This is a genomic window from Bacillus sp. FJAT-27245, from assembly GCF_001273955.1.
GTDB lineage: Bacteria > Bacillota > Bacilli > Bacillales > Cytobacillaceae > Bacillus_D.
In genome coordinates this window covers 3,052,670-3,066,921 of the sequence record NZ_LIGI01000001.1, presented here as the reverse complement: position 1 = coordinate 3,066,921, position 14,252 = coordinate 3,052,670, and the positions used below count along the sequence as shown (strand labels likewise).

The following is a 14,252-nucleotide window of genomic DNA, read 5'->3' as shown; positions in this document are numbered from 1 at the left end:
GTGATTTTTGCTGATGGTTGTGAGAACCTGCGTGGAATTCCGCGCAGGTTTTTTCTTTTTTTGGTAACGATAGAAGTAAACCCCTAAATGGAAAGCTTAGTGGATATTCATATCCCGAAAGGAAGTGGGCGAGTTGGCTTGGGTACTGGCCTTAATATGTGGTGTCATTCTGCTTCTGCTTGCGTCCATTCTTCTATTCATGAACATTACCATCACGGCTTGCTTCAGGTCACATGGGGGAACGAACGAACTGGCGATTGAATGCAAAACATTTTTCGGACTTTTAAAATATAAAAAAACTATTCCCGACCTAACCGGCCTTTTTGCGGAACAACTGGAGGATGGCATAAAGGTGGAAAAAGGATCGGGGAATGGAAAGCCAAGAGAGAAGCAAACTGTCGAGAGTCTGTTGAAGGGAATGAAAGACGGGAAGGAAACCTTGGAAAAGCTCCTGGGAACGTATAAAGAGTTAAAGGGATTTTTAAAATCGGTGACAGTCAGGCGGTTTGAATGGTCGACTGCGGCGGGGGCAGGAGATGCCGCGCTTACAGGCATTGCCGCTGGAGCAATTTGGGCGGCAAAAGGAATGGCCATTGGGCTGCTATCGGAAATTGTAACGTTAAAAGCAGATCCTGCCATTCACGTAACGCCTTATTTCCAATACAGGGTAGCGGCAACCATGCTTTCATGTATGTTTACTTTCCGGGCAGGGAAAGCTATTTCAGCAGGAATAAAGATTTATAAATATGTGAAAAGAGCTAGGCGCGGACAGATTCCAAATGGGATGCCGTTTGATTTTGATTAGCACTTCAATTGTATGAGACAAGGAGGAAAGTATGTATGTCAGACCATCCAATCCAGGGATTGATGACGACGGCGATGGAGAGCTTGAAGGAAATGATTGACGTGAACACGATTATTGGCGATCCGGTTGAAACGCCCGATGGCAGCGTCATTCTTACAGTTTCAAAAGTAGGGTTTGGATTTGCGGCAGGTGGAACTGAATTTAAAGGCGATGGAGGCGGCCAGGATTCAGGAGGCAAACACCCTTTTGGCGGAGGGAGCGGTGGAGGAGTGTCCATTACCCCAATCGCTTTTTTAATTGTAAATTCACAAGGGGTAAAAATGCTCCATTTGGATGAGAGCACCCATCTGCTTGAACGAATTCTTGAAACCGCCCCACAGGCGGTCGACAAGGTTCAGCAAATGATTTCCAAAATGACCCAATCCGGGGGAGGGCAGGACAAAAAGAACAAGGACAGCAACAAGGATAGCGGCAATGGCAATAACAAAAAGGGCAATAAAGACAATGAAAATGATAATGATAGTAACAATCAGGACGGCAAGCAAAAAAGAAAGCAAGACAGCGCGGACTTTGATATTTAACTATTTAAGAAGGACAAGCATGGGTTCACGCTTGTCCTTTTTGCTACTTAAATACATATTCACCTTCGCCGACCAATATGGATGTCCCTTTTAATGCTGGCGCCTCTGTATGAAAAACGACCCGTGAAAGATTATTTTTATACCCTTTTGTAAAAATGATAGAATTACCGCCTAGCATCAAAGCTGCTGAATCACCGTTACCCATGATGTCACATGGGAAGCCAAATAATTCTTGCCATTGACTAGCTGCCGCCAATGGGTCGGAAACCTCAAATACGGCACTTCCGAACACTACATCTCCGGCGGGATGGGGCTTAATGATTTCCGCTTCTGACATTTCCCGAAATCGTTCGTCATCCCTTCCTTTCCATTCGATGATGAAGGGATATGCGAGGCCATTGAAGTCACCATCTATCATCATCATCCGCCATTTGATCAATTGGCCATGGGCATTCATGCGTTTACCTTCTCTAATAGGAGTAACGGCGGCGCCTTTTGAAGCGAGGGAGGAGGCCACTTCATCCAGGTTGTCGGTACGCATGGCAATCCTTCCGAATATCTCCCGGCCGGGCAGATATTTCAGCGCATCCTCGACAAGAAGGTTTGGTTCTTCAGGATCCTTCGCATATTCAGGCCTTTCAATTCCCAAAAACTCAATATAAAAAAGACCGAAATAACAAAGGGCGTTATGGGTTCCCCATTTCGTATGGGACCCTCCCTTTGATGCAGCCAGCCCAAATTCATTAAAAAGTTGGATGCCGGCATCCAGATCATTGACATAATGGACTATGTGGTCCAGTTTAAGTTCTGCCATTCTTCTCCCTCCAGCTTTTAAATTCAATAACCAAATAATACAACTATTTTCCCGAAAGAGGAAAGCTCTGAATTGGATCAAATTTTTAAGGAGATTCTTTCCAATGTATATCTTTTGCAAAAGAGTATGTGAAAAGCTTATATTTACTCTGTACATAGTCGAACAAAGGAGGAAATTAGGAATGGCATCCATTACATTTAAAGGAAATCCAGTAACCCTAATGGGCAGCGAGGTAAAAGTAGGAGATAAGGCACCTTCTTTCACGGTTCTTGCAAACGATTTGTCAGAAGTGACACTTGAAGATTCGAAAGGGCAGGTAAGGCTGATTTCCGTTGTACCTTCACTTGATACGGGAGTTTGCGAAGCTCAGACACGGCGCTTCAATGAAGAGGCTTCCGGCCTTGGCAATGTAAAGGTACTAACAATCAGCGTTGACCTTCCATTCGCGCAAAAACGCTGGTGTGGAGCGAATGGGATTGAGAATGTCCAAACGCTTTCCGACCACCGCGACCTTTCTTTTGGTGAAGCATTTGGGGTTGCTATCAAAGAACTTAGGCTTCTAGCCCGTGCAGTGTTCGTCGTGGATTCAAACGGCACAGTCACCTACGCTGAGTATGTCAGCGAAGCAACGAACCATCCGGATTATGAAGCGGCTCTAGAAGCTGCCAAAAAAGCGGAATAGTGAAATGCGGCCCCGGGATTTCCGGGGCTTTGCTTTTTTGGAAAAAAAGGCCGCACTCCGCTACACTTGTGGAGGAATTCAAAAAAAGCTAGAATTGGATAAGAGAATTGACCTGACGGGGGCGCGTAATATGAAACCATCTCCGGTAGAACGTTTGTTTACCGTTTTTAATGAAACCACTTCCATCATACAGGATGAACTTTCCTGCACTTATCTGGAAGCCCTTGCGGAAACAGGGGAAAACCTCTTCCATGGCACCGTTTTGCAGGAAGAAATGAGCGAATTGAGCACCAAACGGCTTAAGAAAAGTTACGAGGCAATCAGACTTGAGGCGTTTTCGAAGGAAGAGATAAGGAAGGCATTCCAGCTTGCCATTTTAAAAGGAATGAAGGAAAACGTCCAGCCTCACCATCAGATGACGCCTGATTCGGTCGGGATGCTGATTGGGTATCTTGTCCAGAAGTTTGTCAAGGCACCATCGTTCCGGATACTTGACCCTGCGGTCGGAACAGGAAACTTGCTTGCGACCGTAATCAACCAGCAAGCGCATAAGCAAATTGAAGCGGCCGGCCTTGAAATTGATGATAGCCTAATCAAGCTTGCCTATGTAAATGCCAACCTGCAGGAGCACTCGATCCAGCTTTTCAACCAGGACAGCCTTCAACAGGTTTTTATCGACCCGGTCGATGCCGTTGTTTCTGATTTGCCTGTAGGCTATTATCCGGACGACGTAAGGGCTGCCGATTATGAATTGGCAGCATCGGAAGGGCATTCATACTCGCATCATCTGTTCATTGAACAAAGCATGAACCAGACAAAACCTGGGGGATACCTCTTTTTTATCATTCCGAACGGGTTGTTTGAAAGCGCGGAAGCACCAAAACTCCGTGAATACTTGAGGAAAAATGCGCACATCCAGGGGATTCTTCAACTTCCCCTTTCCATGTTCAAATCCAGACAGGCGGCTAAAAGCATCTTAATCCTGCAAAAAGCCGGAGAGGGGATAACTGCGCCAAAGCAAGCGCTGCTCGCCGAACTTCCATCCCTGTCCAATCAGGCTGGAACAGAAAAGATTCTAATGAAGATCAACCAATGGATTGCCGAAAACAAATAATAGCAAGAGCCAGAGCAATCGGAAAGGTTGCTTTTGCTCTTTTCAAGAATTATGCAAACTGACTGAATTAAGGAACATTTTGTCCGAATTTCACAATTTGCCTATATTCCTTGAAATGACTCTTGTAAAGTGGGTAAACTGAAAGCGAGGTAGTTTCTAGTTGCCTAATTGCAGGCTAATAACCCGGCTAAAAAGCTGAACGCCCAAACCTGGCCATCGAATCGCATCCGGAATTCCTGCAAGGCAATGACTGACATCAAAGGAGAGGTTAGAAATGCCGAAAATTTTAGCAATCAATGCGGGAAGCTCATCCTTGAAGTTTCAGCTGCTTGATATGCCAGGTGAAAAAGTAATTACAAAAGGCATAATTGAAAGAATCGGCCTTGGCGATTCTTTTTTCAGCATGGAAGTTTCCGGTGAAAAAGTGAAGGAAACACTAAACATTCCAGACCATGAAGAAGCTGTAAAATTGTTGCTTGACGAGCTGACTTCAAAAGGTGCAATTGCTTCCCTTGACGAGATAACAGGAATAGGGCACCGCGTCGTGCATGGCGGAGAAGAATTCAGCGACTCAGCCCTTATCAATGAAGAAGTAATTGAGAAAATCAAGGATCTATCCGAACTGGCTCCATTGCATAACCCAGCCAACATTACTGGCATTCTCGCGTTCCAGCGGGTCCTGCCTGATGTTCCGGCTGTTGCCGTATTCGATACGGCTTTCCACCAAACCATGCCTGAGAGTTCATTCCTATACAGCCTACCATATGAGTATTACAAAAAGTACGGCATCCGGAAGTATGGTTTCCATGGAACTTCACACAAATACGTCTCAAGAAGGGCAGCCGAAATGCTTGGCCGCCCGGTGGAACAGCTGCGCCTGCTTTCCTGCCATCTCGGAAATGGAGCGAGTATCGCAGCAATCGAACATGGGAAATCGCTTGATACTTCAATGGGCTTTACCCCGCTTGCAGGTGTCACAATGGGAACCCGTTCCGGAAATATCGACCCGGCTCTTATTCCATTTATCATGGAAAAAACCGGGATGACGGCAGATGGAGTTCTTGATGTGCTGAACAAAAAAAGCGGTATGCTTGGCGTATCAGGGTTTTCGAGCGACCTACGCGATATTGAGAACGAGGCTGGGGAGGGAAACCCAAGGGCGGAGCTTGCGCTTGAAGTTTTCGCAAGCAGGATTCATAAGTACATCGGTTCCTATGCGGCCCGCATGTCCGGCGTCGATGCGATTATCTTTACCGCGGGTATCGGTGAGAACAGCGAAACAATTAGGGCGAGGGTCCTAAAAGGGCTTGAGTTTATGGGGGTTTATTGGGATCCGGCATTAAACAAGATCAAGGGCCAGGAAGCGTTCATAAATTACCCGTATTCACCTGTTAAAGTAATGGTCATCCCGACGAACGAAGAAGTAATGATCGCCAGGGATGTTATGCGACTCGGCAATATCCACTAAGTTTTTTTAACTTGAACAAAAAAAGCTGTACCTCTTTAGGGGTGCAGCTTTTTTCTTGCTGTCGTTGGCGCCAAATCTTGATTAAAGTAAGTCAGTGAGATTGCGCGGGATTCGCGATATCTAGAAAATAGGCCAACTATGCTATACTGGAGAAAAGTTTTCGATAGGAGGGCCATCCATGCCGCTGACAGACAGGGAAATGACTGTCCTTTCAGAAATTAAGGACTGGGAAAAGAAGCTTCTTGACTACGAACCGAATGACCTTCAGCTAACGTATGAAAAGTACCTGGAAACCGGTTTTTCAATGCTTCCGGAAGAAGTGCGCAGCCAGTTTTTTTCGCTTGTTGACAATTGGCTGTTCCATCTGAATGCAATCATCCAGGGAACCCAATTCCAGCTTGATGCCAAGGAGAGGATTCTTGCCTCTGCACGGGTTTTCGACAGCAAGGTTGAGAGGATCGAAGACATGAAAGGGCTGGAGATAGACCAGTTGAATTATATTGCCCAGCAGCAGATTGCTAGGCACAGGCTGTATTCCTTTGCCCAGGGCGGGATGTCGGGTACGGGCGGGGCGCTGCTGCTCGGGGCCGACATACCGGCAATGGCTGTCATCAATCTCCGCGCAGTCCAGCTTTTGGCGATGACGTATGGTTACGAAGTAAATACTCCGTTTGAGATGATGACTTCACTCAAAGTTTTCCATACCGCAACCCTGCCTCCGAGACTCCAGGGAGAAAGCTGGGAACAGCTTTTGGAAGAACTGAAGGGTGAAAGGGACAGGTATTTTTATGAGGGAAATGATCAATTGACCGATTCGACGTGGCTGGAAATGCCGATGAGGCAGCTTTTTAAGGGAGCGGTCATTGCCCTTTTCAGAAAAAGAATGGTCCAGGGCCTTCCGCTCGTCAGCATGGCAATTGGCGCGGTATCAAACTATCAGCTTACAAGAAGGGTGACCGAGTTTTCCCATAACTATTACAGGCTCCGCTATTTAATGGACAGGGAGGAACGTTTATGAGTATCCAGGAACATAAAAAGGAAGCGCCAAAATCCGTTTCCTGCAAGATTATTACCGTGAGCGATACGCGGGATAAGGAAACGGACAAAAGCGGCCAATTAATCATGTCCTTGCTCGAATTGAACGGACACAAAGTGGTGGCGTATACGATTGTGAAGGATGAAGCCGAAGCGATTAGGGAAGAAGTTCTTAGGGGCTGCGCCGATCCGGAGGTGGATGTTGTCCTGACCAATGGGGGGACCGGCATTGCGGTCCGGGATGTGACGATCGAGACGGTCACGCAGCTTTTTGACAAGGAAATTACCGGATTCGGGGAGCTGTTCCGGATGCTGAGCTACCAGGAGGACATAGGTTCTGCTGCAATCCTTTCACGGGCTGCCGCAGGAGTTGTAAACAACCGGGCGGTCTTTTCGATTCCCGGTTCTTCAGGCGCGGTAAAGCTTGCCATGAACAAGCTGATCATTCCGGAAATCGGGCATGTTGTCAGGGAACTAAAAAAAGATCTTCCCTAATTCACTAACTAAGGAAACATTCCATTCAAAAATGCGATTCCCTTGAAATCCTTACCGTCGGAATCAAAAGAAAAAGCTCCCTCAACATGCGGGAGCTTTTCTTTATGTATGCATTTTCTCTTCAATAATTGCATCGGAAGCCCTGTACCATAACCAAAGATCATTGATGATTGAGGCAAGCCCGGCAATTTCGGTGTTTAATTCACATGATTTCTCAAAGTTGCTTTCATTCGAAAGGGCAGCCTGTTTTTCGTTGATGGAGTGTTCCAGCTCCTTGATCCGGTCAGGAATCGCCCCCCGGATCTGCTCCCATGAAAAGAGAATTTTCTCCCGGATGTCCGGGCTATATTGCTCAAGGTTCTTCTCCAAATCGGGAATCGGGATGCCAAGGCGGCTATCATATGAAAAAAACTGTTCCATGTCTTTATCCTCCAATGCCATATCAAGTAAATTCTATTTCAGATCGGACAACAAGCACATCGCATGGGGCGTAGCGCGTAATATGTTCGGAAACGCTGCCAATCAAGAACCGTTCAACCGCATTGAGGCCGGTTGCACCGCAAACAATTAAATCAATATTGTGCTTCTTCGCGATTTCTTTTGGAATCAGCAGTTTTGGCGATCCGAATTCAACAATATAAGTTACATCCGAAAACCCGCTCCCCAATGCCTGCCGTTTATATTTTTCAAGCAGGTCAAGGGCGTATTGGTCAGCGCGTTCCGCAATTTCCTGGTCGTATGCTTCGACAATCGAAAACGTCCTTGTATCGATTACATGGACCAGCAGTAGTGAAGCTTGATTCCGGGCGGCGATGCCGATTGCTTTCCTGAACGCTAGTTCCGCTTCCCTCGAGCCGTCAACCGCTACCAAAATCTTTTGATACTTCGTTCCCATTGCCTCTTCCCCCTTAAAAGGAATTTAAACACCTGGTTCCACTTCGCTCCCATCTCAATTATACATGAAAAACGCCCGCATAGACTTTCAACTGTTTGAAAAAATAAGTAATGGACAACCAGTTTTGATTTTACCTACAACATGTGAATGGGGATGGTACGGAATGCAGAAAAAAGGCCAGGGACGGCGCACATCTTTCACCTACGATGAAAAAGGGCTTGGGGAAGTAAGCGCGCAAGTCATGAATGCGTACAACAGCGGATTTATGGGAGAAGAAGAGGCGTTGGAAAAAAGAAATGAATATCCGGTAATGAGAGATGAACTGGAATGAATTACGGAAGGCTGCCAAACGTTTGGCAGCCTTTTGGGTTTAAGCGTGCATGTCTGGCCTCCTGCCCCAAGAAATTTACAAAAGCAGGACATTAACCCAATACCCTCCGCCCCCTGAAGCATATTCTTTAGTGTAATTAAAAATAAATGAGGAGGATTTACATTGAACAATGAGTTTCAGTTTGCGGGGGCGCAGCCTGCCCATTTTGCCCACCATGATTTCATTGATCCAAATGATGAGCGAATCCGTCCATTCGGGTTTGGTTTCGGCCGTCCATTCGGGTTTGGTTTCGGCCGTCCATTCGGGTTTGGTTTTGGCAGGCCATTCGGCTTTGGCTTTGGCCGTCCATGGGGCTTCGGCTTCGGAAGGCCGTTTGGTTTCGGTCTTGGGTTTTTAGGGGGCCTTGCGACGGGAGCATTATTGGCGCCAGGTTACGGTTTTGGGTACGGATACCCTTATTATCCATATTACCCGCCATACCCTTATTATGGTTACCCTTACTATTGGTGAAGTTATAGAAGAAATGGAGTGCCTGCTGATGCCGGCGCTCCATTTCTGTTTGGGGCTACTTTCCTTGATATAGATAAAATGTTTCCGTTAAAAGGTTATTTTGGTAAAATGAAAGTGTTTGCATAACAGTACATATTTTGTAGGAGGCATTGAGAGATGAGGATAGGGGTACCAACAGAAATAAAGAATAATGAAAACCGTGTGGCGATGACGCCCGCCGGTGTGGTCAACCTGGTCAACTTCGGCCATGAGGTTTACATCCAGGCAGGCGCGGGGCTAGGATCTGGCTTCACTGACGAAGATTACAAGTCTGCCGGGGCGGGCATTGTCCAGACAGCTGCCGATGCATGGGACAAGGATATGGTAATGAAAGTAAAGGAGCCTCTTCCGGAAGAATATAAATACTTCTACGAAGGCTTGATCCTGTTTACCTATCTTCACCTTGCCCCCGAGGCTGAGCTGACAAAGGCCATGATGGAGAAGAAGGTTGTCGGTATTGCCTATGAGACCGTTCAGCTGCCAAACAGGGCATTGCCGCTCCTGACGCCGATGAGCGAGGTCGCCGGAAGGATGGCCGCGCAAATCGGCGCCCAGTTCCTTGAAAAGGTCCATGGCGGAAAAGGAATCCTGCTTTCAGGCGTTCCGGGGGTCCAGAGAGGCAAGGTAACGATTATTGGCGGCGGTGTAGCCGGAACGAATGCCGCCAAGATGGCAATCGGCCTGGGCGCGAAGGTAACGGTTATTGATTTAAATCCTGAAAGGCTTCGCCAGCTCGATGATATTTTCGGCTCCGATATCACGACCCTTATGTCCAATCCGTACAATATCGCGGAAGCCGTCAAGGAGTCCGATCTCGTTATCGGGGCGGTCCTTATCCCTGGCGCAAAAGCTCCAAAACTGGTCACGGAAGAAATGATCCAATCCATGGCGCCTGGCAGCGTAGTAGTCGATATCGCGATTGACCAGGGCGGCATTTTTGAAACGACAGACAGGATTACGACCCATGACAATCCAACATATACGAAGCATGGAGTCGTCCATTACGCCGTTGCGAATATGCCGGGAGCGGTGCCGAGGACATCGACAATCGCGCTTACAAATGGAACAGTCCCATACGCGATTCAAATCGCCAACAAAGGCTACAGGCAGGCGTGCCTTGATAATGAAGCGCTGCTAAAAGGAATCAATACCCTGAATGGGCATGTCACTTATCAGGCCGTTGCCGAGGCACAGGGGCTTGAGTACAAGAGCGCGAAGGAATTGCTGGAGCAGGATTAAGCACTCCTCAGCACAAACAAATTGCCTTAGCAGGAATAATAGAAAAAGCAGGCGTACCGTTTGACGGTAGCCTGCTTTTTGGTTGTCTAGGAAATTATACAACCGAACCTTGTGGATAACTCGAATTAAGTTATTGTAATCCAGCTCCACAAGGAAAGCTGCGGCAGCATAACATCGCACGAAGGAAAAGTGTTTTTCTTTTCCGAGGAGCGCCTAGCCCCTCGAGGTCATAAGCCGGTTCCCTCCGGAGGGCAGGCCCATCCTCGGAAATGCTCGCATTTCCTTCGTGCGTGGGCGAATTCAGAGATGCCATTCAGTGTCCTGCGGTCCCCGTCTTATGCTGGTCGGGGCTGACCACTAAGGAAAGCTCCTAAGAATAATCATCGCAGGGACAGGCGCTCTTTGCCTGTCACGAAGGCGCTTGCGCATTTTGTTCATAAGCGGGATTTTTATTTGATAATTTGAAGTTCTTTCGGATACTTTGTGAGAATTTCGAGGCCCGATGCCGTTACATGGACATCGTCTTCAATCCTTACGCCCGCGACGCCAGGTACATAAATGCCTGGTTCAATCGTAAAGACCATGCCTTCTTCAAGCTTCAGCTGGTTGGTTTCAGTTACGGATGGGTACTCGTGTACGTTGATGCCGAGTCCGTGCCCGAGGCGGTGCGGGAAAAATTCCCCATATCCGGCACCGGCAATTACGTTCCTCGCAGCCTGGTCGACTGCCGAACAAGGCGTTCCGGGTTTCCCGGCTTCAATCGCCGCCAACTGGGCTTTGAGTACCGTATCATAGATTTCCTTTTGTTGGTCGCTAATCTCACCATATGCAAGCGTACGGGTTATATCAGAGCAGTATCTGTCGACAACGACCCCAAGGTCAAACAGGACGAAATCGCCCTTTTTAATTTTTGTTTGCCCAGGATTCCCGTGTGGGGAAGCAGCGTTTTGGCCGGTAAGGACCATCGTGCAGAAAGACATTTGGCTGACGCCTTTTTTCTTGAGTTCAAACTCAATGGCGGCCAGGACTTCGAGCTCCGTCTTGCCTTCTTTGATTTCGCTTGCCCCGACTTCAATCGCGTAATCTGCCAATGCAGCCGCTTCACGCAGGGCTTTCAGCTCCTGTTCATCCTTAATTAGCCTTAACGAGCGCATTTTTTCCTCGGCAGATACAAACTGCTTCGCTTCGGGGAAAAGCTTCATGAGTTCTTCATAGCGTTCCACATTCAAATGCTCTTTTTCGATTCCGATCTTTGCCGCAGCATTGGTAAGCCGTTTTGAAACCGAATTATGTATCATTTCCCAAGGATTTTCGGTATCCGTGTAACCGATGATTTCATGTCCCCATCCGGATTGGAGGGCATCATTTTTTTCCATGGCCGGCAGGACCAGGAATGGTTCCTCATCCTGGAATACGGCTAGGCCCAAAAGGCGTTCGTGCGGGTCCGTAAAATAGCCGCTCAAATAAAAAACATTATCCGGAGAGGTTAAAAAGCACACGTCTATGCCATTTTCCTTCATCCAGGCTGAAAGTTTCTGTAATCTTCCGTTCATAAATATCCCCCTCGACAATGTATTTGGAAACAGTCTTATTATATCAATAATGGAATCAGGATATTGGATATTCGCATGAAATTGATGTTAAAAGTATAGTAAGGCAGGAAATATTTAAAAAGAGTGGAACCTATAAGGAAATACTTTAGTGGAAGGGGAATGTAAAATGAAAATTTCGTATCATGGCCATTCTGTCGTTAAAATCACCACAGGAGGAAAAACGATTTTGATCGACCCGTTTATTAACGGGAACGGGCTTACCGACTTAAAGGAAGAAAATGAAAGGCCGGACGTAATCATTGTTTCTCATGGGCATAATGACCATGTTGGGGATACTGTCAGCATCGCGAAACGAAATAATTCCCTTGTAATTGCAAATGCGGAAATTTCCGATTTTTTGAGCTGGCAGGGCGTCCGGACGCATGCGATGCATATCGGAGGGGCGTACCAATTTGATTTCGGTAAGGTCAAGCTTACCCAGGCATTCCATGGTTCGAGCTATGCAACGCCGGATAAACAGCTCATCTATTGCGGCATGCCGGCGGGGATTTTGGTGATGGCCGAGGGGAAAACTGTTTATCACGCAGGCGATACCGGCTTATTTTCCGACATGAAACTAATCGGGGAACGCCATCCAATTGATGTCGCCTTCCTTCCGATTGGGGATAATTTCACAATGGGACCGGAGGATGCGGCTTACGCGGCGAAGCTCCTGAATGCAAAAACCGTCATACCGATGCATTACAATACGTTCCCGCCAATCAAACAGGACCCGTACGCGTTTATAGAAATGCTGGAGGCCGGAAACGGGAAAGTATTGAATCCGGGGGATTCAATTGAACTGTAAATCCACCTTTCCTGTTGGGTGACATTTTTCCCTCCCTTATGCATAAAATGGAACAAGCTTATGTAAGGGGGAAAAACAATGGCAAAAAACCGGTACATGCTATGCTTTTTACTCGCAATCTTCCTCATCTATTACGCCGGGCCGAGGCTTCCGCTTGACTTTGCAAGCTCGGAGGGACTATTCACCGCTTCCTGGACAGTGCTTGCTCTTCTGGTCGTTGGCGGCAACATCGCGGGAGCCCTGAAGGCAAGCGGGCCGGGCCGGGGAAAATCTGCTAGCATGGAAGCGCTAAGGAGGAGGGCCCGTTCCCGCTATTAACCGCCTTTCCGAGAGTTTTCAGCTATCCTGCATTGAATCGGTCTTTTTTTAACCTTATAATAAAATAATTAAGTGAAACTTTTTTCGGCGGCGGTTCTTCTGATGGCGGCCTGCCGGCAAAAACGGGGAAAATAAAAAGTCCGCATGGATAGCGGAAAAGAGTGAAGGGTGAAGGTCTTGGCAACAAAGCACGAACAAATTCTGCAGTATATAGATGAGCTTACTATTGGGGAGAAAATTTCCGTGCGCCAAATCGCCAAGGCGATGAGTGTAAGTGAAGGTACCGCCTACAGGGCGATAAAGGATGCTGAGAATAAAGGGTATGTCAGCACCATCGAAAGAGTCGGGACCATCCGGATTGAACGGAAGAAAAAAGAAAATATCGAAAAACTGACCTACGCCGAAATTGTCAATATCGTTGAAGGCCAAGTCATTGGCGGGAAAGCAGGCCTGCATAAAACATTGAATAAATTCCTGATTGGCGCGATGAAGCTCGACGCGATGATGAGGTATACAGGCGCCGGTAATCTCCTTATTATCGGCAACCGGACTAAGGCGCATGAATACGCGCTGAAAGCCGGTGCAGCCGTGCTGATCACCGGCGGTTTTGATACGGAGGAGCATGTAAAGAAGCTTGCCGACAAATTGCAGCTTCCGATCATATCGACAAGCTACGATACTTTTACTGTTGCAACCATGATCAACAGGGCGATTTACGACCAGCTTATAAAAAAAGAAATCATCCTTGTCGAGGATATCCTTACCCCTCTCGACAAAACGATTTATCTCAGGACAGTCGATACAGTCTGCCAGTGGCATGCTTACAACCGCGAGACAAAGCACGGCCGCTATCCGGTAGTCGACCAGGGAATGAAAGTACAGGGGGTTGTTACTTCAAAGGATATATTGGGCCAGGATATGGATACGCAAATCGACAAGGTGATGACGAAGCAACCAATGACTGTCGGCGGCAAAACGAGCGTTGCGTCTGCCTCGCATATGATGGTTTGGGAAGGCATCGAGCTTTTGCCCGTAGTGGATGACTCGAACCGACTTCAAGGCATCATCAGCCGCCAGGATGTCCTGAAAGCCCTCCAGATGATTCAGCGGCAGCCACAGGTCGGGGAAACGCTTGATGATATTGTGACTAGCCAGATGCTGCTTTCCCAAGGGAAAACAAAAGGGGAGGACTTCTACAGGATTGAAGTTTCACCGCAAATGACCAACCATCTTGGGACGATCTCTTATGGCGTGTTCACGACGATTGTCGCTGAAGCCGCAAGCCGGGTTCTTAGAGGGKATAAAAAGGGTGACCTGGTTGTCGAGAACATGACCATTTACTTCCTGAAACCCGTCCAAATTGACAGTATCCTTGAAATTTACCCGAAGGTCCTTGAAGTCGGCCGGAAGTTCGGGAAAGTGGATGTCGAAGCATTCAGCGACGGGACAATGGTCGGGAAAGCGATGATGATGTGCCAGCTAATGGACAGGCAATAATGTAATAAAAAAACTGCACCTATTTTACG

17 protein-coding genes are annotated in these 14,252 nt (G+C 47.4%); 13 read left to right on the top strand and 4 right to left on the bottom strand.

Annotation, left to right across the window (positions count from 1 at the left end; translation table 11 throughout):
• Positions 1-133 precede the first annotated feature (133 nt).
• Positions 134-805 (top strand): DUF2953 domain-containing protein, encoded by a 672-nt coding sequence (locus ADU24_RS14995; RefSeq protein ID WP_053367391.1) that lies wholly within the window; start codon positions 134-136, stop codon positions 803-805.
• A 35-nt stretch (positions 806-840) separates the two neighbouring features.
• Positions 841-1,386 (top strand): GerW family sporulation protein, encoded by a 546-nt coding sequence (gene ytfJ, locus ADU24_RS14990; protein WP_082306929.1) that lies wholly within the window; start codon positions 841-843, stop codon positions 1,384-1,386.
• Between the two features lie 43 nt (positions 1,387-1,429).
• Here ytfJ and ADU24_RS14985 read toward each other — a convergent pair whose 3' ends face one another.
• Positions 1,430-2,200: a VOC family protein gene (locus ADU24_RS14985; RefSeq protein WP_053367390.1), complete on the bottom strand. Its 771-nt coding sequence runs from the start codon at positions 2,198-2,200 to the stop codon at positions 1,430-1,432.
• A 181-nt stretch (positions 2,201-2,381) separates the two neighbouring features.
• Between ADU24_RS14985 and tpx the strand changes: the two genes are divergently transcribed.
• The 5 genes from tpx (at position 2,382) to ADU24_RS14960 (ending at position 6,994) form a co-directional block, all read left to right on the top strand.
• Positions 2,382-2,882, top strand: coding sequence for a thiol peroxidase (tpx, locus tag ADU24_RS14980; RefSeq protein WP_053367389.1), 501 nt, complete (start codon positions 2,382-2,384; stop codon positions 2,880-2,882).
• Between the two features lie 130 nt (positions 2,883-3,012).
• Positions 3,013-3,996 (top strand): class I SAM-dependent methyltransferase, encoded by a 984-nt coding sequence (locus tag ADU24_RS14975; protein ID WP_053368958.1) that lies wholly within the window; start codon positions 3,013-3,015, stop codon positions 3,994-3,996.
• 274 nt (positions 3,997-4,270) lie between these two features.
• On the top strand, positions 4,271-5,464 hold the full coding sequence (locus ADU24_RS14970) for an acetate kinase (protein WP_053367388.1): 1,194 nt from the start codon (positions 4,271-4,273) through the stop codon (positions 5,462-5,464).
• Positions 5,465-5,642: 178 nt separating this feature from the next.
• The gene (locus tag ADU24_RS14965; RefSeq protein WP_053367387.1) at positions 5,643-6,482 is read left to right on the top strand and encodes an EcsC family protein; all 840 of its coding nucleotides are present in this window, start codon (positions 5,643-5,645) and stop codon (positions 6,480-6,482) included.
• The gene (locus ADU24_RS14960) at positions 6,479-6,994 is read left to right on the top strand and encodes a MogA/MoaB family molybdenum cofactor biosynthesis protein (protein ID WP_053367386.1); all 516 of its coding nucleotides are present in this window, start codon (positions 6,479-6,481) and stop codon (positions 6,992-6,994) included. Before ADU24_RS14965 ends, ADU24_RS14960 begins: the two co-directional genes overlap by 4 nt.
• A 102-nt stretch (positions 6,995-7,096) precedes the next feature.
• On the opposite strand, the gene ADU24_RS14955 is transcribed toward ADU24_RS14960, so the two are convergent.
• The gene (locus ADU24_RS14955) at positions 7,097-7,414 is read right to left on the bottom strand and encodes a hypothetical protein (protein WP_053367385.1); all 318 of its coding nucleotides are present in this window, start codon (positions 7,412-7,414) and stop codon (positions 7,097-7,099) included.
• Between the two features lie 22 nt (positions 7,415-7,436).
• Complete coding sequence (locus ADU24_RS14950) at positions 7,437-7,889, bottom strand: universal stress protein (protein WP_053367384.1); 453 nt, start codon at positions 7,887-7,889, stop codon at positions 7,437-7,439.
• Positions 7,890-8,052: 163 nt separating this feature from the next.
• Between ADU24_RS14950 and ADU24_RS23070 the strand changes: the two genes are divergently transcribed.
• From ADU24_RS23070 to ald, 3 genes are all read left to right on the top strand, one after another.
• On the top strand, positions 8,053-8,220 hold the full coding sequence (locus ADU24_RS23070; RefSeq protein ID WP_156324590.1) for a hypothetical protein: 168 nt from the start codon (positions 8,053-8,055) through the stop codon (positions 8,218-8,220).
• A 162-nt stretch (positions 8,221-8,382) separates the two neighbouring features.
• Complete coding sequence (locus ADU24_RS14945) at positions 8,383-8,730, top strand: hypothetical protein (protein WP_197277515.1); 348 nt, start codon at positions 8,383-8,385, stop codon at positions 8,728-8,730.
• A 156-nt stretch (positions 8,731-8,886) separates the two neighbouring features.
• Positions 8,887-10,008, top strand: a complete 1,122-nt coding sequence (gene ald, locus ADU24_RS14940) for an alanine dehydrogenase (protein WP_053367383.1) — start codon at positions 8,887-8,889, stop codon at positions 10,006-10,008.
• Between the two features lie 449 nt (positions 10,009-10,457).
• Here the strand turns inward: ald and ADU24_RS14935 are convergent, their stop codons facing one another.
• The gene (locus tag ADU24_RS14935; RefSeq protein ID WP_053367382.1) at positions 10,458-11,561 is read right to left on the bottom strand and encodes a M24 family metallopeptidase; all 1,104 of its coding nucleotides are present in this window, start codon (positions 11,559-11,561) and stop codon (positions 10,458-10,460) included.
• Between the two features lie 166 nt (positions 11,562-11,727).
• Between ADU24_RS14935 and ADU24_RS14930 the strand changes: the two genes are divergently transcribed.
• From ADU24_RS14930 to ADU24_RS14920, 3 genes are all read left to right on the top strand, one after another.
• Entirely contained in the window at positions 11,728-12,408 is a 681-nt protein-coding gene (locus ADU24_RS14930; protein WP_053367381.1) for a metal-dependent hydrolase, read from the top strand.
• 78 nt (positions 12,409-12,486) lie between these two features.
• Positions 12,487-12,726 carry a hypothetical protein gene (locus ADU24_RS14925; RefSeq protein ID WP_053367380.1) on the top strand — a complete coding sequence of 80 codons (240 nt, stop codon included), beginning with the start codon at positions 12,487-12,489 and terminating at the stop codon, positions 12,724-12,726.
• A gap of 177 nt (positions 12,727-12,903) precedes the next feature.
• Entirely contained in the window at positions 12,904-14,223 is a 1,320-nt protein-coding gene (locus ADU24_RS14920) for a CBS domain-containing protein (RefSeq protein ID WP_053367379.1), read from the top strand.
• Positions 14,224-14,252 lie beyond the last annotated feature (29 nt).